Source organism: Caulobacter sp. AVps18 (assembly GCF_058681425.1).
Window position 1 is genome coordinate 642,388 of the sequence record NZ_CM178737.1, and the last position, 17,220, is coordinate 659,607.

15 protein-coding genes are annotated in these 17,220 nt (G+C 64.8%); 4 read left to right on the forward strand and 11 right to left on the reverse strand.

Translation table 11 applies throughout. The features are described from left to right. Nucleotides 1–18: 18 nt before the first annotated feature. From thrC to coxB, 9 genes are all read right to left on the reverse strand, one after another. Nucleotides 19–1,419 (reverse strand): threonine synthase, encoded by a 1,401-nt coding sequence (gene thrC, locus ACW179_RS02975; RefSeq protein ID WP_492062819.1) that lies wholly within the window; start codon nt 1,417–1,419, stop codon nt 19–21. Continuing rightward, the gene (locus ACW179_RS02980; RefSeq protein WP_492062821.1) at nt 1,419–2,111 is read right to left on the reverse strand and encodes an SURF1 family protein; all 693 of its coding nucleotides are present in this window, start codon (nt 2,109–2,111) and stop codon (nt 1,419–1,421) included. The genes thrC and ACW179_RS02980 overlap by 1 nt, the downstream gene beginning before the upstream one ends. Further along, nucleotides 2,104–2,466, reverse strand: coding sequence for a DUF983 domain-containing protein (locus tag ACW179_RS02985; protein WP_492062822.1), 363 nt, complete (start codon nt 2,464–2,466; stop codon nt 2,104–2,106). The genes ACW179_RS02980 and ACW179_RS02985 overlap by 8 nt, the downstream gene beginning before the upstream one ends. Before the next feature lie 70 nt (nt 2,467–2,536). Further along, entirely contained in the window at nt 2,537–3,412 is an 876-nt protein-coding gene (locus tag ACW179_RS02990) for a cytochrome c oxidase subunit 3 (protein WP_492062823.1), read from the reverse strand. 69 nt (nt 3,413–3,481) lie between these two features. Then, nucleotides 3,482–4,123, reverse strand: a complete 642-nt coding sequence (locus ACW179_RS02995; protein WP_492062824.1) for a cytochrome c oxidase assembly protein — start codon at nt 4,121–4,123, stop codon at nt 3,482–3,484. Then, complete coding sequence (locus tag ACW179_RS03000) at nt 4,101–4,250, reverse strand: cytochrome c oxidase system small membrane protein (RefSeq protein WP_492062825.1); 150 nt, start codon at nt 4,248–4,250, stop codon at nt 4,101–4,103. Before ACW179_RS03000 ends, ACW179_RS02995 begins: the two co-directional genes overlap by 23 nt. Next, the gene (cyoE, locus tag ACW179_RS03005; protein WP_492062826.1) at nt 4,247–5,257 is read right to left on the reverse strand and encodes a heme o synthase; all 1,011 of its coding nucleotides are present in this window, start codon (nt 5,255–5,257) and stop codon (nt 4,247–4,249) included. The genes ACW179_RS03000 and cyoE overlap by 4 nt, the downstream gene beginning before the upstream one ends. Before the next feature lie 102 nt (nt 5,258–5,359). Next, on the reverse strand, nt 5,360–7,024 hold the full coding sequence (ctaD, locus tag ACW179_RS03010; protein WP_492062827.1) for a cytochrome c oxidase subunit I: 1,665 nt from the start codon (nt 7,022–7,024) through the stop codon (nt 5,360–5,362). Nucleotides 7,025–7,047: 23 nt separating this feature from the next. Then, on the reverse strand, nt 7,048–7,974 hold the full coding sequence (gene coxB / locus ACW179_RS03015; RefSeq protein ID WP_492062828.1) for a cytochrome c oxidase subunit II: 927 nt from the start codon (nt 7,972–7,974) through the stop codon (nt 7,048–7,050). Nucleotides 7,975–8,327: 353 nt separating this feature from the next. Between coxB and ACW179_RS03020 the strand changes: the two genes are divergently transcribed. From ACW179_RS03020 to tldD, 4 genes are read left to right on the forward strand one after another with little or no spacing between them, the layout of a single operon-like run. Next, nucleotides 8,328–8,654, forward strand: coding sequence for a PadR family transcriptional regulator (locus tag ACW179_RS03020; RefSeq protein WP_492062829.1), 327 nt, complete (start codon nt 8,328–8,330; stop codon nt 8,652–8,654). Beyond that, a complete protein-coding gene (locus tag ACW179_RS03025) occupies nt 8,651–9,217 on the forward strand; it encodes a DUF1700 domain-containing protein (protein ID WP_492062830.1) in 567 nt (188 codons plus the stop codon). The genes ACW179_RS03020 and ACW179_RS03025 overlap by 4 nt, the downstream gene beginning before the upstream one ends. A gap of 10 nt (nt 9,218–9,227) precedes the next feature. After that, complete coding sequence (locus ACW179_RS03030) at nt 9,228–10,016, forward strand: GIN domain-containing protein (protein WP_492062831.1); 789 nt, start codon at nt 9,228–9,230, stop codon at nt 10,014–10,016. 57 nt (nt 10,017–10,073) lie between these two features. After that, nucleotides 10,074–11,504, forward strand: coding sequence for a metalloprotease TldD (gene tldD, locus ACW179_RS03035; protein WP_492062832.1), 1,431 nt, complete (start codon nt 10,074–10,076; stop codon nt 11,502–11,504). A gap of 150 nt (nt 11,505–11,654) precedes the next feature. On the opposite strand, the gene ACW179_RS03040 is transcribed toward tldD, so the two are convergent. Both ACW179_RS03040 and ACW179_RS03045 read right to left on the reverse strand, forming a co-directional pair. Next, nucleotides 11,655–14,609: a TonB-dependent receptor gene (locus ACW179_RS03040; protein ID WP_492062833.1), complete on the reverse strand. Its 2,955-nt coding sequence runs from the start codon at nt 14,607–14,609 to the stop codon at nt 11,655–11,657. Between the two features lie 638 nt (nt 14,610–15,247). Further along, the gene (locus tag ACW179_RS03045) at nt 15,248–17,131 is read right to left on the reverse strand and encodes a peptide MFS transporter (RefSeq protein ID WP_492062834.1); all 1,884 of its coding nucleotides are present in this window, start codon (nt 17,129–17,131) and stop codon (nt 15,248–15,250) included. Nucleotides 17,132–17,220 lie beyond the last annotated feature (89 nt).

Consider the following 17,220-nt stretch of genomic DNA (forward strand, 5'->3'; position numbering starts at 1 on the left):
GGATTTGCCATGACGCCCTCACGAGGTCGCCGCGAAGGTCCGGACATAGGCCTTCACCGTCTCGCCGCTGGCGGGCAGGCGGTCGAAGCGTTCGGGCTTTTTCGACAGGTCGGGCGTCGTGCGCGGGGTGGCGGGAACCAGGCCGCAGGCTGCCGAGACGGCTTCGGGGAACTTGGCCGGATGGGCGGTGGACAGCACCACGATCGGCGTCGTGGCGTCGGCCAGCCTGACGCCGGCAGCCGCCGCCACGCCGACGGCCGTATGCGGGTCGATGACTTCGCCGGTCTCATTGAGGGTCGAGAGCATGGTCTTGGCGGTGTCGGCCTCGCTGACCGACGCACCGCGGAACAGCTCGCGCATCATCGCAAAGGCGCTGGGCGGGATGTCGATCACGCCACTGTCGGTGAAGCCCCGGAAGGCGCGGCCGGTCTCGACGCCGTCGCGGCGCACGGCCTCGAAATAGAGGCGCTCGAAATTGGAGGCCACCTGGATGTCCATGGCTGGGCTCTGGGTCGCGGCCACCGCGCCCTTGGCATAGCGGCCCTCCTCGAAGGTGCGGGCCAGGATGTCGTTGGAATTGGTGGCGGCGGTGATCTGGACGATGGGCAAACCCAGCTTGCTGGCCACGAAGCCGGCATAGGCGTCACCGAAATTGCCCGTCGGCACCACGAAGGCCACGGCCCGCTCAGGCGCGCCGAGCGCCACGGCGGCGGTGAAGAAATAGACGCTCTGGGCCGCGATCCTGGCCCAGTTGATCGAGTTGACGCCCGACAGGTCGACCGCGTGACGGAACTGGTCGTCCTGGAAGGCCTGCTTGACGATGGCCTGGCAGTCGTCGAACGAGCCCTGGATCGAGATGCAGGCCACATTGTCGTCGGTGGCCGTGGTCATGAACCGGCGCTGGACCTCGCTGATCCGGCCTTCGGGGAACAGGGCCACGATGCGGGCGTTCTTGCGGCCCCGGAAGGCCTCGACTGCCGCGCCGCCGGTGTCGCCCGAGGTGGCGCAGATGATGGTCATCTTGCGCGACTGCCGCTCCAGCACATAGTCGTACAGCCGCCCCAGCAGCTGCATCGCCACGTCCTTGAACGCCAGGGTCGGGCCGTGGAACAGCTCCAGCAGGAAGCGGTTGGGGCCCAGCTGCTTCAACGGCGTCACGGCGGTATGGGCGAAGGTGGCATAGGCCTCCTCGCACATCTGGGCCAGGTCTTCGCGCGGGATGTCGTCGCCCACGAACTTGCCGACCACCTCGGTCGCCACCTGGGCATAGGTCATGCCTGCAAAGGCGGCGATCTCGCCCTTGGTGAAGCTGGGCCACTCGGCCGGCACATACAGGCCACCGTCCGGGGCCAGGCCCGCCAGGACAGCGTCGAGGAATCCGATCGGGGCGGCCTCGCCGCGGGTCGAAACGTAGCGCATCAGGGTCTCAGTCTCCGCCAGAGCATGGCGGCATAGATAAACAGCAGGGTTACGGCAAGACCGAACCACGTCAGGGCGTATTCCAGGTGCCGATTGGAAATTTCTGCCGGAAGCGGTGCGGGGGTGATCCCGGCGGGAGCCGGCGCTTCACGCTCGGCCATCAGGGCCAGGGGCGCGGGCGTGCGGCCAGCCAGGCCCGCCACCGCCTTGGCGCGGTCACCACCCAGCTGGGCCAGGGGGATCAGGATGCCCGTCACCTGTCCGGGCTCGGCGAACACCCGTGCGGGTGCCTCAACCTGCCCCGTCAACTCGGGAACCACGCCGCGATCGATCAGAATCAGGCCGTAAGGGCCGTCCGCGAGCCCGCATAGCGCCTGGGCGCGCCAGACCACGTCACCGTCGCGGATGCCATAGGCCAGGGTCAGGGGCGGCAGGCCGGCGGGGCGGCAATCTACCGATACCCGGGTCCAGGCGAGGTTATCACCCTTGGCGGCCGCGCTCAGGGCCGTGGCCAGGGGAACGGGCGGCGCGGTCTTCAGGGTCTCGATCCGCGCCAGCAGATCGTCCTTCCAGGCCATGCGCTGCAACTGCCAGCCGCCCAGGAAGGACAGAATGCCAAAGGCAATGGCGACGGCGACCGTCAGCCCGAACGGAAAGCCCGCCTTCTTCACGGGAGGAGCCGGCTCAGACATCGCGGCCGCCCGCTTCGGAGGCTTTATTGGCGATGGCGGCGGCCACCATCAGGCCCTTGGCCGGTCGCATCAGGCCAAGGCTGAGGAACAGGGTCACCGGCAGCCAGACCAGCAGCAGCAGCCACACCGGCCAGTTCCAGGCGAACATCGAGAACAGGGCGCCGAACGCGCCGACGCTGCCGCCGATCAGGATGATGAAGGTCGAGGCCCCGTCGCCGGTCTCGTTGCGACCCAACTCAAAGCCGCAGGCCTCGCACGTCGGCGCGATCTTCAGAAAGCCGTCGAACAGGAACCCCTCGCCGCACTTGGGGCAACGTCCGGTCGCGCCGGCGAGATAGGGGTTCACATGGGCCATGGGAGTATCCCGAAAATGAAAAAGGCCCGGAACGCTGGTCTGCGTTCCGGGCCCCCTTGAAGCTTATGACCTAGTGCGTCGAAGCGCCGAAGATCACATAGACGAAGGCGAACAGGAACAGCCAGACCACGTCCACGAAGTGCCAGTACCAGGCGGCAGCTTCGAAGCCGAAGTGCTGCTTGGGTGTGAAGGCGCCGTTCATCAGGCGGATCAGGCAGACGATCAGGAACAGGGTGCCGACGAACACGTGGAAGCCGTGGAAGCCGGTGGCCAGGAAGAAGGTCGAACCATAGAGGCCCGAGTTCACGGCGGCTTCCGAATAGAACAGCTGCTCGTGATTGATGTGGGCGTATTCATAGAACTGGATGGCGGTGAACAGCGCGCCCAGCACGACAGTCAGGATCAGACCCCACTTGGCGCCCTTGCGGTCGCCCACCTGCAGGGCGTGGTGCGCCCAGGTGACGGTGGTGCCCGACAGCAGCAGGGTCAGGGTGTTGACCAGCGGCAGATGCCAGGGCGAGACGGTCTCGACACCGGCGGGCGGCCAGGCGGCCCAGGCGGTGCGGACTTCCTCGATGGACGAGAGGGTGCGGTGCTCATGGAACAGCGCCATCTCGAAGAACATCCAGAACCAGGCCACGAAGAACATCACTTCCGAAGCGATGAACAGGATCATGCCGTAGCGCAGGCCGATGGAAACGACCGGGGTGTGGTCGCCCGCATTGGCTTCCTTCACCACATCGCGCCACCAACCGAAGAAGGTGTAGAGGATGCCGGCCATGCCTGCGGCGAAGATCGCCCAGTTGCCTTTTTCGATGCCCAGCACACCGCCCTTGAGCCAACCGATCAGGCCGATGGCCATGACGGTCGCGGCGGCCGAACCCACGAAGGGCCACGGGCTGGGCGGCAGGATGTGATAGTCGTGTTTGACGGCGCCGTGGGCCATGGTGGTGCTAACCCTTTATCCCTCGAGACGCACGGCCGGTCCCCCCGCCGTTGCGCATTGTGTTGTACGCTATAGCCCCCTAGACGGCGCGCCGCCAAGGGGTTGCTCGATACGCGGCGTGGTCGATGCCGCCAGTTTACGCCCGGAATCGTCCACGACCGCCGGGAAGAAGGTATAGGACAGCGTAATTTCGCCCTTGCCCTTGGTCTCGGGATCGTCGGCATATTGCGGGTCGACGAAATAGACGACCGGGAATTCCACGGTCTGGCCGGGGGCCAGGGTCTGGTTGCTGAAGCAGAAGCACTCCAGCTTCTGGAAATAGGGCCCGGCCTGCTCCGGCACCACATTGTAGATCGCACGGCCGGTCATCGGCTTGTCGCTCTTGTTGGTGACCTTGAAGAACGCCAGGCCGGTATCGCCGATACGAACCTGCTGGCTGACCTGCTCGGTAGAAAAATCCCAGGGCAGGTCGCGGATGTTCGAATCGAATCGGATGGTGACCTTGCGGTCCAGAACCTTGGTCGGCGCCAGCTCGGCCTTGCGCACCGTGCCGTCAAAGCCGGTCATCTGGCAAAACAGCTTGTAGAGCGGCACCGAGGCATAGGCCGCGCCGACCATGCCGAAGAATGCCGCTGCACAGATCAGACCGACGCGCACATTGCGCTTTGCGGCCAGGGCCTTGACGGGATCAGAAGGGACGATGCGCGACATTGCTGCCAAGCCTCACAAGAGTGACCACGAAAATCAGAATGACAAAGGCCACCAGGCCCAGGCCCAGGGCGATGTTTCGCCCCTTGCGTGCGCGGGCGACGGCGTCGTCCTCGACCAGCTTGTTCATGACAGAAGCTCCAGGGCTTTAACGCCGACGACCGCCTCGCCCAGCAGGGCGGCGAACATGGCGAACAGGTAGAGGATCGAAAAGGCAAACAGGTTACGGGCGGCCTTGGCGCCGGCGGCTTTCGCATCCTCGCTGACCTCATAGAGGTCGCGGTCAGCGGCCCGTGGATCAGCGGCGTCGCCGGCCTTGCTGAGATAGACCCGCACGGCCAGCAGCAGGAACACCGCGCCGCCCAGGCCGGCAACGGCCAGGTACAGCGGCCCGCCCAGGCCGGTCAGCACCGGCGACAGGCAGATGGGGACCAGCACCAGGCTGTAGAGCAGGATCTGCAGGCGGGTGTGCTTGGCGCCCTTGACCACCGGCAGCATGGGCACCCCGGCCTTGGCATAGTCGGTGGTGATGTACAGCGACAGCGACCAGAAGTGCGGCGGCGTCCAGAAGAAGATGATCGCCACCATCAGCCAGGCGTTCAAAGGGGCCGAGCCCGTGGCCGCAGCCCAGCCGATGGCCGGCGGCAGGGCCCCGGCCAGACCGCCGATGACGATGTTCTGGGTCGTCCAGCGCTTCAGCCACATGGTGTAGACCACGGCATAGAAGACGATGGTGAAGGCCAGCAGGCCCGCCGCCAGCCAGTTGATGGCCATGCCCAGCAGCATCACCGACAGCAGGGACAACACCACGCCCAGGGCGGCCGCATCGTCGCCGCGCACCTTGCCTGACGGCACCGGGCGGCCGCGCGTGCGGCGCATCAGCCTGTCAATATCGGCGTCAAACCACATGTTCAGGGCGCCCGAGGCCCCTGCCCCGACGGCGATGCACAGCACCGCGACGGCGGCCAGGATCGGATTGATCGGTGCCCGCGCCGCCACCAGGCCGGTCAGGCCGGTGAAAACCACCAGCGACATGACGCGGGGCTTGAGCAGCTGGAAGAAATCCTGCCAGCGCGCCACGGCGGGGCCCGTGTCGGCCTGGTCGGTTTCAGGGGTGATTGCGGCGATCTTGGGCATCGAGGTTTTGATTATAGCGATCTTGATGGGCGAAGGGCGCGGCCCGGACCCTTAAGTGGTCCAGACCGCGCCCCCGCGTTTCAGGTCAGATAAGTCAGGCGATCAGTGGTGATCGTCTTCCTTGATCACCGGCGGTTCGCTGAACTGGTGGAACGGCGGCGGCGAAGACAGGGTCCATTCCAGGGTGGTGGCGCCTTCGCCCCACGGATTGGCCTCGGCCTTGCGGCGACGGATGGCGGCTTCCAGCAGAAGCACCAGGAACACACCCACGCCGACCACGGTGACCATGTAGCCGATCGTCGAGACATAGTTCCAAAGGGCGAAAGCGTCCGGATAGTCGACATAGCGACGCGGCATGCCTTGCAGACCCAGGAAGTGCTGCGGGAAGAAGATCAGGTTGACGCCGATGAACATGATCCAGAACTGCAGGCAGCCCAGGAACTCGTTGTACTTCACGCCCCACATCTTCTCGAACCAGTAGAAGAAGCCGGCGAAGATGGCGAACACGGCACCCAGCGACAGCACGTAGTGGAAGTGGGCGACGACGTAATAGGTGTCATGCAGGCTGTAGTCGATGCCGGCGTTGGACAGGACCACGCCGGTGACGCCACCAACCGTGAACAGGAAGATGAAGCCGATCGCCCACAGCATGGGCGTCTTGAAGCTGATCGAGCCGCCCCACATCGTGGCGATCCACGAGAAGATCTTCACGCCGGTCGGAACGGCGATGATCATCGTCGCGGCCACGAAATAGGCGCGCAGGTTGATGCTCATGCCGACGGTGTACATGTGGTGAGCCCACACGACGAAGCCGACGAAGCCGATGGCGACCATGGCATAGGCCATCGCCAGGTAGCCGAAGACCGGCTTCTTGGAGAAGGTCGAGACGATGTGGCTGATGATGCCGAACCCTGGCAGGATCAGGATGTAGACTTCCGGGTGACCGAAGAACCAGAACAGGTGCTGGAACATCACCGGGTCGCCGCCGGCCGCCGGGTCGAAGAAGTGGGTGCCGAAGTTGCGGTCGGTCAGCAGCATGGTGATGGCGCCGGCCAGAACGGGCAGCGACAGCAGCAGCAGGAAGGCGGTGATCAGCACCGACCAGGCGAACAGCGGCATGCGGTGCAGGGTCATGCCCGGCGCGCGCATGTTGAAGATCGTGGTGATGAAGTTGATCGCGCCCAGGATCGACGAAGCGCCGGCCAGGTGGAGCGACAGGATCGCCAGGTCCATGGCCGGACCCTTGTGGCCCGTGGTCGAAAGCGGCGGATAGATCGTCCAGCCGCCGCCGAAACCGTGGCCAGGCCCGCCGTCGACGAACATCGAGGTGCAGAGCAGGATCCAGGCGGCGACCAGCAGCCAGAACGACACGTTGTTCATGCGCGGGAAGGCCATGTCCGGCGCGCCGATCATGATCGGAACGAACCAGTTGCCGAAGCCGCCGATCATGGCGGGCATGACCATGAAGAAGATCATGATCAGGGCGTGGGCGGTGACGACGGCGTTATAGCCGTGCTTGCCCTTGAAGACGCCCCACTGGGCCAGCAGGCCGGTGTCCGAGAACACCTGGATGCCCGGCTCCATCAGCTCCCAGCGGATCAGGCCGGAAAGCGCGCCGCCCACCAGGCCCGCCATGATGGCGAAGATGATGTAGAGCGTGCCGATGTCCTTGTGGTTCGTCGAGAAGAACCAGCGCTGGAAGAAGGGCGGCTTGTCGTCAGCGCCATGGGCGTCGTCGTGATGATCAATGTCTGCGGCGTGAGCCATCGGACTAATCCTGCAATCGTATCTTAGACCGCGGGCGCGGCGGGAGCCGCGGCCGGGGTGGTTGCGGGGGCGGCGACCGGGGTCGCGACTGCGGCAGCCGGGGCTGCGGCGTCAGCGACAGGAGCGGCGGCGGCCGGCGGAGCGGTCTTGGACTGGACCCAGGCGTCGAAGTCAGCCTGGCTGACCACGTGGATCTCGATAGGCATGTTGGAGTGTTCGCTACCGCACAGCTCCGAGCACTGGCCGTAATAGACGCCGGTCTTCTCGGCCTTGAACCAGGTTTCGTTCAGCCGGCCGGGGATGGCGTCGGTCTTCAGGCCGAAAGCCGGAAGGGCGAAGGCGTGGATCACGTCGGCGGCGGTCACCTGTACGCGGATCACCTGATTGACCGGAACCACCATCGGCTTGTCGGCGGCCAGCAGGTAAGGAACCTTCTTGGCCACGGCTTCAGCCTGGGTCAGCGGCAGAGAGGTGATCTCGCTGATCTTCTGGTCAGGGTATTCGTAACCCCAGTACCATTGGTAGCCCGTGGCCTTCACCGTCAGATACGGCTTGGGCATGTCGTTATAGGCGAACAGCAGCCGGAACGAGAAGATCGCGATCACCATCAGGATGATCACCGGCACCACGGTCCACACGATCTCGATGGTGGTGTTGTGGCTGAACTTGGCCGGAACGGGGTTGGACTTGGCGTTGTAGCGGATCACGATCCAGATGATCAGACCCAGCACGAACAGGGTGATAACCGTGATGATCGGCATCAACACGATGTTGTGGAACCAGATCGCTTCGTGCTTGAGCGACGAAGCGGCCGGCTGAAGATCGATGGCCCCCGGCGTCGGCTGACCCATCAGATCCTGCGCGAGCGCCTGTCCCGCGAACATCATCGTGGCGGCGAGGGCGCTAACGCCCGTCAACATCCGCCGCATCCCCTGAAATTGCGCCTTCATATTCCTCACGGCCCGTTTCGACGACGATTTGACGTAGAATACCGTCACGTCGCGCCGACATGCAGATTAAAGCCAAGCCTGCGGTTTCGCGCAATCAACTCCCCCTGAGGAGTCGCGGTCGCACCCGCCCCTTTGACCATTCTGTTGGCTGCATACGCGCATCGCCAGCGGTTGCCAAGCGCCTGAAACCCCCGCCAAACCCATCCGCGCAACGGCTCCGCAGTCTAGCTGAGAACGACTTTCAACAAGCCGTGCCCGACGCCTCAGGATCATTACGTATCGTTCATTGACAGCTACCTTGCGTCGCTCAGTACCGTGCGATAGAAGAGTGCATCAACCGCGGCGAGGACAACGTGCCGGAAGCCATTGAAATTCAACTGAAGAAGGGCGTCCTGGCGCTCTGCGTGCTGGCCCTGCTGTCACGTGGCGACAGCTACGCCTACGAAATCGCAAGCAAGCTCGCGAGGGACATCGATATGGGGGAGGGAACAATTTATCCGCTCATGCGCCGCATGCAGTCGGACGGCCTGGTGGAGACCTATCTGGTCGAATCCCAGAGCGGCCCGCCGCGCAAGTATTACCGCCTGACCTCGGCCGGACAGGCCAGCTTCACGCAGCAGAAGGCCGAATGGGCCGCCTTCACCACCGCCGTGGAAGACATTCTGGGAGCCGCCGCATGACCCGGCACGAGTTCATGACGCGGCTGCGTCGCGGCCTCTCGGGCCTTGCGCCCACCACAATCGCCGACATCGTCGCCGATCACGAGGCCCACTTCGCCGACGCCATCGCCGAGGGCCGCACGGAGGCGCAGGCCGCCGCCGCCCTGGGCGATCCTGACCGTCTGGCCCGCGAACTGCGGGCAGATGCCGGGCTCAAGCGCTGGGAAGAGACCAAGAACCCCGCTGCAGCCGGCGCAGCGATCATTGCCCTGATCGGCCTGGGCGCCATCGACATCATGTTCCTGCTGCCCATGCTCATGGGCGTGCTGGCGGCGCTGTTCGGCTTCCTGGTCGCCGTGGTGGTCCTGTTCGTGTCCGGCGGCTTCGTGTTCGCCATGGGCCCGCTGGCGGCGCCTCCGGGCGGCCCGATGACCGCCTTCCTCGCCGGCGTGACCCTGATGGCCGGCGCGACCTTCCTGGGTTCGCTGCTGACCATCGCCACGGTCGGCCTGTTCAACGCTGTGGTCTGGTACGGCCGCCTGCACTTCCGGCTGCTGAAGCCGGCCATCGACAATCAAGGCTGAGGGGCCCGTCATGATCCGTAATGCGCTCATCATCGGCGGGGCCAGCTTCGTGCTGATGCTCGGCTGCGCCGCCGGCGTCGCCGCCCTGGCCGGCCCCGTCATCCTGAAGAACGGCTGGACCATTCCCATCAAGCAGGAGTCCAGCTTCGGTCGTACCCATACCCATGTCGGAACCCGGACACCTTCACCGGATGTCTCGCGTGAACTGGCCTGGTCAGGTGAATCGCTGAACGTCGAATTGCCCTTGGACGTAACCTACATCCAGGGGCCTGCAGCCAAGGTCGAGATCACCGGCCCCAAGGCCTATGTAGATCGGCTGCGCCTCGAGAATGGCCGTCTCAGCCTGATCGATGACGGTGACAACTGGGAGGAAGAAGGGGCCCTGACGATCGACCGCAACGGCATCCGCCTTCAAAGCCATTCCGATCGGGTGAAGATCATCGTCACCGCGCCCAAGGTCAGCCGCTTCCAGCTGGATGGATCCGGGGATCTCGTGATCCAGGGCTATAACCAGCCGACCCTGACCCTGGCGATCAATGGCAGCGGCGATGTTACCGCCGAGGGCCAGGCCGCGGTCCTGTCGCTGGCCGCAGCCGGATCGGGCGAAGCCCAGCTGGAAGACCTGGCCGTCAAGAATGCCGACCTGGCGATCTCGGGCAGCGGCAATGCCGTGGTGACGGCGCGAAACGTGGTGTCGATCGCGCTTTCGGGCAGCGGCGATGTCAGCCTGCAGGCCCAGCCGGCCAGTCTATCGGCCAACACCAGCGGCTCGGGCACGGTGCAGCACGACTACGAGTAAAGCCCGCGACCAAGGGGCGGGGTGACGGACGCGCTTCGAACGCTTACCTGTAGGCGCATGAACGCTCCCATCTCCGCCCCTTCCCTGCTGGACGCCGCCGGCGTCGATCCCGAACGCGCCCGCAAGATCCTCGGCGAGGCCCTGGCCGGCGCCGATGACGGCGAACTGTTCCTGGAGAAATCCGAAAGCGAATCCTTCGTCTTCGACGATGGCCGGCTGAAAAGCGCCTCCTATGATTCGGGCGAGGGCTTTGGCCTTCGTGTCGTGGCGGGCGAGACGGCGGGCTATGCCCACGCCGCCGAGATTTCCGAAGCGGCCCTGGGCCGGGCGGCGTCTTCGGCCAGCCTGGCCAAGCGCGGCTATGCCGGCGCCGCAGCCGAAGGGCCGCGCGCCACCAATGAGCGGCTGTATGGCGAGGATGATCCGATCACCTCGCCTGCCTTCTCCGACAAGATCACGCTGCTGCAGGAGATCGACGCCTTCGCCCGGGGCCGCGATCCGCGCGTCGTCCAGGTGATGGCCTCGATGGCCGGCGAGCGGCGGGTGATCGAGATCCTGCGGGCCGACGGCAAGCTGGTGCGCGACGTGCGCCCCCTGGTCCGCGTCAATGTGCAGGTCACGGTCGAGAAGGACGGTCGCCGCGAAAGCGGCTCGTCCGGCGCCGGCGGCCGGGCGGGCTTCTCGGCCTGGATCAGCCCGGACAAGTGGCAGGACCAGGTGGACGAGGCCCTGCGCATGGCCCTGGTCAATCTGGACGCCGTCCCCTGCCCCGCCGGCGAGATGGACGTGGTGCTGGGCTCGGGCTGGAACGGCGTGCTGCTGCACGAGGCGGTCGGCCACGGCCTGGAAGGCGACTTCAACCGCAAGGGCATTTCGGCCTTCTCGGGCCGCATCGGCGAGCGGGTGGCGGCCAAGGGCGTCACCGTGTTCGACGACGGCTCGCTGCCCGGCCGGCGCGGCTCCCTGACCATCGACGATGAGGGCACCCCGACCGAACGCACCATCCTGATCGAGGACGGCATTCTGGTGGGCTATATGCACGACCGCATGAGCGCCCGACTGATGGGCATGAAGGCCACCGGCAACGGCCGCCGCCAGTCCTATGCCCACATGCCCATGCCGCGCATGACCAATACCGGCATGCTGGCCGGAAACGACGATCCGGCCGAGATGATCGCCTCGATGAAGCGCGGCCTCTACTGCGCCAATTTCGGCGGCGGTCAGGTGGACATCACCAACGGCAAGTTCGTCTTCCAGTGCACCGAGGCCTATCTGGTCGAGGACGGCAAGATCACCGCCCCGGTCAAGGGCGCAACCCTGATCGGCGACGGCCCCAGCGCCCTGACCCGCGTGACCATGATCGGCCACGACTTCGACTTTGATCCAGGCATCGGGGTGTGCGGCAAGTCGGGCCAGGGCGTGCCGGTCGGCGTGGGCCAGCCGTCGCTGAAGATCACCGGCCTGACGGTGGGTGGCACGGCGGTCTGATCAGGTCGCCGCAGCAACGGCCACGACGCCCCCGCTGATCGCCGGCCAATCCGGCGCAGGAGCTCGCGGCAATCCCCCAAAAAAGAGAACCCCCGGCCCTGCGGCCGGGAGTTCAAAGTCGGGGGGTTAGTTCGGTTTGAGGTCTGGACCTCAGTACTGGGCGCGCCACCCGATCAGGATGGACCGGCCTGGGCTCTGATAGCTGTAGGGCACGTTCTCAAAGCCGAGATAGCCCTTGAAGCCCTGGTCATCGAGGTTGGTGGCGTCGAGCGTAATGCTCTGCTCGAAGCCGAACGCCTTGAACTTGTAGGACGACGAGAAGTCGAGCTGGTGACGCGCCTCGCCGTACCAGTCGTACGGCACGCTGTTGGGCGAAGGCAGCAGGCCGACCGTGGTCTTGCCGACCTTGGCGTAGCTGAGACGCACCGAATAGGCGTCCCGCTCGTAGTAGCCGGTCAGGTTGTAGGTGTAGTCCGGAACGCCGGTCGCCAGGGTGACCTGATCGAATTCGAACTTGGTATAGTTGAAGGTATAGCCCAGGCCTTCGAGCAGCTTGTCCAGCGGCTGAACCCAGATGAACTCCACACCCTTGAGCTCCAGCTTGAGCTTCGAGTTGTCCGGGCGCGACAGATTGATCTGGGCGCTGTCGGCCAGGGAAGGATTGGCCAGCAGGGCCGCCGTGGTCGTGCCCAGATTGACGGCCATCGACGATTGCTGGGTGGCGCTCAGATTGGCATAGCCAATGCCCAGCGTGCTGAACGGCACGACGGCATTGACCCGCGCCGTATAGTTCTCGATCTCTTTCTTGAACCAGGTCAGACCGACATAGCCCGTCTCGCCGGTATAGTACTCGCCACCCAGATCAATATTGTTCGAGTAGAACGGCTTGAGGTTCGGATTGCCCTGGCTGGCGCTTTGCGCCGACGGGTCGCTGAAGCCCAGTTGCGAGGACATGTCCGACGGATTGGCGCGCGTCATCGTCTTGGACGCGGCAAAGCGCAGGTTGAGCTTCTCCGTCGCGCTGACAGCCACGTTCAAGGCCGGCAGCAGGTCATCATATTTGCGCGTGGTCGTAATATAGACGACCTGGCTGTTGATGATCGACGGCGAGGTGATGGTCTGCTCGGTCTTCTGCAGGCGATAGCCATAGTTGGCCCGCACCGGGACGGAGAAGACATCGCCGTTATAGGCGGCCATGGCATAGGCCGAGCTGATGTCTTCCTTGATGTTGGTCGAGCCCGCACCGTTCGTGGTGTTGCTGGTCGTCACCGAGCCGGGCGCGGTGACCAGCGCCTGGTAGTTGATGGCCGCCGCCACCTTGCCAAAGTCCGGCGTAACCCACCTGTCGAAGCCCGCGCCCGACACGCCGCTTCCGCCGTAGACCGAGCCCGTCATCGGGACCAGAAACTGGCTCAGGTTCGCGTCGGGGATGGCGGCGGCATAGGCGGTCCGCAGGGCTGCGGAGTTGTCGCGGATGTCCATCTTGCGCGAAAACTGGTCCGTCGCCAGACCGCTCTTGAACGTCCAGTCGCCGAGGGTCTTGGTCAGGTTCAGGCGAATGGCAGAGGTGTCTACCTGGCGCATATCGCGCTGTAGGATCATCTGCCCGCCCGAGAACACCCGCCAGCCCAGCGTGGTGCTGTTGAGGTCGAGGTTGGACTTGATGGTCGGGATGTCATTGCCCGGATCGTTGACATAGGTGGCCGTCGTCTGGACCTGGAAGGGCGTGCGATACTTCAGGAACAGAACGCGGCGTTCGTACTCCGAGGTCATCGCGCCGACCTGACCGTCGACGGTCCAGGTGTCGCCGGGCGTCCAGGTGAAGCCGAGGTTGGCGTTCTGGAACGAGGCGTCGTCCTTGTAGAAGTTGTTCTCCAGGAAGAAGCTCGAATTGGCGAAGGTTCCTGCGGTCACGACATTGTTGCTGTCGACCTTCATGTTCAGCGGGATCATGCCGCCGTTGTAGTCGTCGCCCGGTCCGGTGCCGCGAACAGCCCACATCATGTTGGTCTTGAGGGCGTCGCGCTTGGCGTCGCCGGCCAGGAAGTCCAGCGTGAAGCGCAGGTCATCGGTCGGCCGATATTCCAGCGCCAGCAGGCCCACCCGGTTCTTGGTGTCGCCATTGAGCAGCGAGTTGCGGCCCAGACGCGGCAGCAGGGCGCCCTTGAGCTGATCCTCGGACAGGCCGGGGTTCAGCGCCTTGAGGCCCGCCATGTCCAGCGTGCCGGGCGTCAGGCCGTTGCCGGTATAGCCAAAGATGGTGTTGCCGAAGCGGAACTGGTTTGACCCGCCCGGATTGACCACCACCCCATTTCCGGGGAACTGGGCGGCCGGGTCGCACGAGGCGCAGAAGTTGCCGAGGTTGGCGTCGCCCCAGCCGACGGTTTCGAAACCAGCCGTGTAGATCTTGCGATCGCTCTGGCTGTATCCGGCCAGCACGCCGAACTTGTCCCAGGTCTTGGATGCGACGGCGGTGACGCGCGGGGCCCATTCCTTGATGTTGCTGTTGTAGTTGCCCTGAACGGCCAGCACGACGTGATCGCCCTTGCGGTCGAAGGGCCGGGCGTTCTGGACATTGACCGTACCGGCGATACCGCCTTCCAGAGTTTCCGCCGTCGGGGTCTTGGCGACATCCACGCGGTTGAACAGGCCGGTGGGGAACATGTCGAGATCGACGCTACGGTTCGGAGTCGACCCGGTAAAGCCGAAGTCGGAAGCGACCATCACCCGATTGCCGTTCATCGTCACCTGGGTGAAGCTGGGCGGCAGGGCGCGGACCGAGATCTGGGCGCCCTCGCCGGTCAGGCTGTCGCGCTGGACGACCATGCCGGGCACGCGCTGCATCGACTCGGCCATGTTCAGGTCCGGGAACTTGCCCAGATCTTCGGCGAAGACGGTCTCGGTAAAGCTGGTCGCCGCCTTCTTGGCGAGCGTCGCGCTCCGAAGCGAGCCGCGATAGCCCGTGACGACGATGGCGTCGAGTTCAGTGACGGCCTCGGCCTGGGCTTCCTGCGCGCGCGCGGCGGCCATGGGAAGACCGGCTAGGACTGTTGCGCCCAGCAGCGCCGCTCTGACGCAATTCGCGCCCTGGTTTGACTTAGACATTTCCCGCTCCCTGCCATGAGGCTTGGCTTGGCCTCATCTTGCTTGTTGGCCCCGGGACGCCTGCCAGCCTCCCAGAGCGATTAGAGGGTGCTTAGTTCAAAGGTCAGACCACGTCAATGTGGCCTGACCACCTAACCTGACACCGAAGCCCGGCGCGAGAGACTCCCTGCCACCGACCGTAACAGGCCACTTAAGGCACAAGCCTATATTTTATATGGGAAAATGGCCGGCCATTCGTCAAAAACGCGCCGATAGCTCGGCGATGAAATCCTGATCTGCCACCCCTCGGAAGTCATTTGACCATGTTAGATCACCCCAGATTGGTCAGATGATTGGCACCAGTGAAACGGGATCGGCCTGATTCCGAGCGGGCGGGTACGAAGCCTTCAAACACGACTCCACTCCGCCCGCTTGCCTGTGGCCGCGTACGGTGGTCCCGCCCCAATGCGGCGATGGGGATCGTGGCCGCATGAGACAGGTAGACTCAAAGGACGCCCGGCCATCTCGCCCGGCTCGATGCCGCCGGCCCTGTCGTCGTTCGCGGACCTGCCCCGCTGAACGCCGGGAGGCGTGGATGGACACCGCCACAAAAAAGGCCCCGGATCGCTCCGGGGCCTTTGTCGTTTCAGGGGCCGTGATCAGTGAACTGTCGTGGACGCCTGGGTGTCGTCCGAACCGTGCGACCACTTCTTCAGCCAGGGCGACAGGATCAGGAAGATCACCCCGATCGCGATCGAGATCAGGCCGATGACGGTGAACACCTGCAGCGAAGCCGCCAGGGCCGCGCCGGGGTCCAGCACCTGGCCGCCGACGGTTTCGGTGGCGGTCAGGCCGGCGATCTTGCCGCCCACCCATTGGGCGATGGCCACGGCCAGGAACCAGACGGCCATCATGAACGACACCACCGAGGCGGGCGACAACTTGGTCATCTGGGACAGACCCACCGGGGAGAGGCACATCTCGCCGGTCGTGTGCAGCATGTACATCAGCACCAGGAAGACCAGCGGCATGCGGAAGGCACCGTCGGCAAAGGTGGCCCCCCATTGCAGTATCAGGAAGCCCGCTCCGACCTGGGCCAGGGCCAGACCGAACTTGACGACGGGATTGAGATCCCGGCCGCGCTTGCCCAGGAAGGTCCACAGCGCCGCGAAGATCGGCGCGAAGATCAGGATCCAGCCGGCGTTCAGGGCCTGGGTCTGGGGCGCATTGAAGCTGGTATTGACCCAGAAGGTCGAGGCCTTGTCGATCCCGGCCGCCACCAGTTGCTCGGACGTGGCCAGGGTGACTGCGCCGCCGAACCATTGAACCGGTGCCTTGACCAGATCCAGCTGGACATTGGTGGCCGCAAACAGGCTGAGCGACGATCCGGCCTGTTCGAACAGGGTCCAGAACACCACCGCGCCGAAGATCAGGAACACAGCCAGGGCCAAGCGCTCGCGCTCGGCCTTCTCGCACTTCTTGACCATGAACCAGCCGATATAGCCCAGCGACGCCAGGATGCCGACGTTCAGGGCCAGGCCGACGATGTTGTTGAACTGCACCAGGAAGAACACGCCCAGCACGCCGACCAGCGTCAGGCCATAGATGGCCAGTTCGAGATTGACGGGGCCTGCGACCTTGGCCTTCAGGACCTTGGGCTCGGGCGGCTCGCCCTTGCCCATCAGCCAGGGCTTGCCCAGCACGAAGACGACGAAGCCCGCCGCCATGCCGATGCCGGCCAGGCCGAAGCCTGCCCACCAGCCGACCGTGACGCCCAGCAGACCGCACAGGATCGAGGCCCAGAACGAGCCCAGATTGATGCCGTAATAATAGAGGTTGAAACCGGCGTCGCGACGCGGGTCGCCCTGCGGATACAGCTGGCCGACGATGGTCGAGATATTGGGCTTGAGAAAGCCGACGCCGACGATGATCAGCGACAGGGCCAGCCAGAAGATGTTGAGATACAGCGGATCGCGATCCTTCACGTCCAGCTTGTAGTCAGCCTTGGGCAGGACGGAAGGCAGCGGGGCCGCGGCCGGCAGGTTCTTGATCTCGAAATCGCCCGTCTTGGTGGCCGAAACGTCATAGGGCTTGCCCTCGACGATCAGCTTGGCGACCAGCTCCTGGCCTCGGCCTTCGGCCTTGAACTCATAGGTCTGGCCCGCATAGGTCAGGGTCTGGACGGCGGGCTTGCCCTCGACGGCCATGGCCAGATGGCCGGCCACCAGCAGGATGGCACCGAACGCCACGGCCTTGCGCGTACCCAGATACTTGTCGGCCAGGAAGCCGCCGATCAACGGCAGCAGATAGACCAGCGAGGTATAGGAGCCGTAGTGCGCCGAGGCGGTCTTGGGATCAAACAGGAAGTGCTGGGTGAGGTAGAAGATCAGGATCGCCCTCATGCCGTAGTAGGAGAAGCGCTCCCACATCTCGGCGAAAAACAGGATGATCAGGCCCCTGGGATGTTGTCGGAGCAGCTGGATAAGCACGGGAATGCCGGTCACCAGCGTGACCAGAATACCCAGGGCAATAACGATATTCATTCACAAACCTTGACGTGTTGACGGCCTTGACGTGTTGACGGATCGGGGCGGCCATCATGGTTGTTTCGCCCTCGCCTCCCCCGGTTGGC

What these genes read in the sequence shown, in the direction of transcription:
- ctaD (WP_492062827.1), bottom strand. Translation starts at nt 7,024, where the DNA reads ATGGCTCACGCCGCAGACATTGATCATCACGACGACGCCCATGGCGCT.
- ACW179_RS02995 (WP_492062824.1), bottom strand. Translation starts at nt 4,123, where the DNA reads ATGTCGCGCATCGTCCCTTCTGATCCCGTCAAGGCCCTGGCCGCAAAG.
- coxB (WP_492062828.1), bottom strand. Translation starts at nt 7,974, where the DNA reads ATGAAGGCGCAATTTCAGGGGATGCGGCGGATGTTGACGGGCGTTAGC.
- ACW179_RS03000 (WP_492062825.1), bottom strand. Translation starts at nt 4,250, where the DNA reads ATGAACAAGCTGGTCGAGGACGACGCCGTCGCCCGCGCACGCAAGGGG.
- ACW179_RS03045 (WP_492062834.1), bottom strand. Translation starts at nt 17,131, where the DNA reads ATGAATATCGTTATTGCCCTGGGTATTCTGGTCACGCTGGTGACCGGC.
- ACW179_RS03030 (WP_492062831.1), top strand. Translation starts at nt 9,228, where the DNA reads ATGATCCGTAATGCGCTCATCATCGGCGGGGCCAGCTTCGTGCTGATG.
- cyoE (WP_492062826.1), bottom strand. Translation starts at nt 5,257, where the DNA reads ATGCCCAAGATCGCCGCAATCACCCCTGAAACCGACCAGGCCGACACG.
- tldD (WP_492062832.1), top strand. Translation starts at nt 10,074, where the DNA reads ATGAACGCTCCCATCTCCGCCCCTTCCCTGCTGGACGCCGCCGGCGTC.
- ACW179_RS02990 (WP_492062823.1), bottom strand. Translation starts at nt 3,412, where the DNA reads ATGGCCCACGGCGCCGTCAAACACGACTATCACATCCTGCCGCCCAGC.
- thrC (WP_492062819.1), bottom strand. Translation starts at nt 1,419, where the DNA reads ATGCGCTACGTTTCGACCCGCGGCGAGGCCGCCCCGATCGGATTCCTC.
- ACW179_RS02985 (WP_492062822.1), bottom strand. Translation starts at nt 2,466, where the DNA reads ATGGCCCATGTGAACCCCTATCTCGCCGGCGCGACCGGACGTTGCCCC.
- ACW179_RS03040 (WP_492062833.1), bottom strand. Translation starts at nt 14,609, where the DNA reads ATGTCTAAGTCAAACCAGGGCGCGAATTGCGTCAGAGCGGCGCTGCTG.
- ACW179_RS03025 (WP_492062830.1), top strand. Translation starts at nt 8,651, where the DNA reads ATGACCCGGCACGAGTTCATGACGCGGCTGCGTCGCGGCCTCTCGGGC.
- ACW179_RS02980 (WP_492062821.1), bottom strand. Translation starts at nt 2,111, where the DNA reads ATGTCTGAGCCGGCTCCTCCCGTGAAGAAGGCGGGCTTTCCGTTCGGG.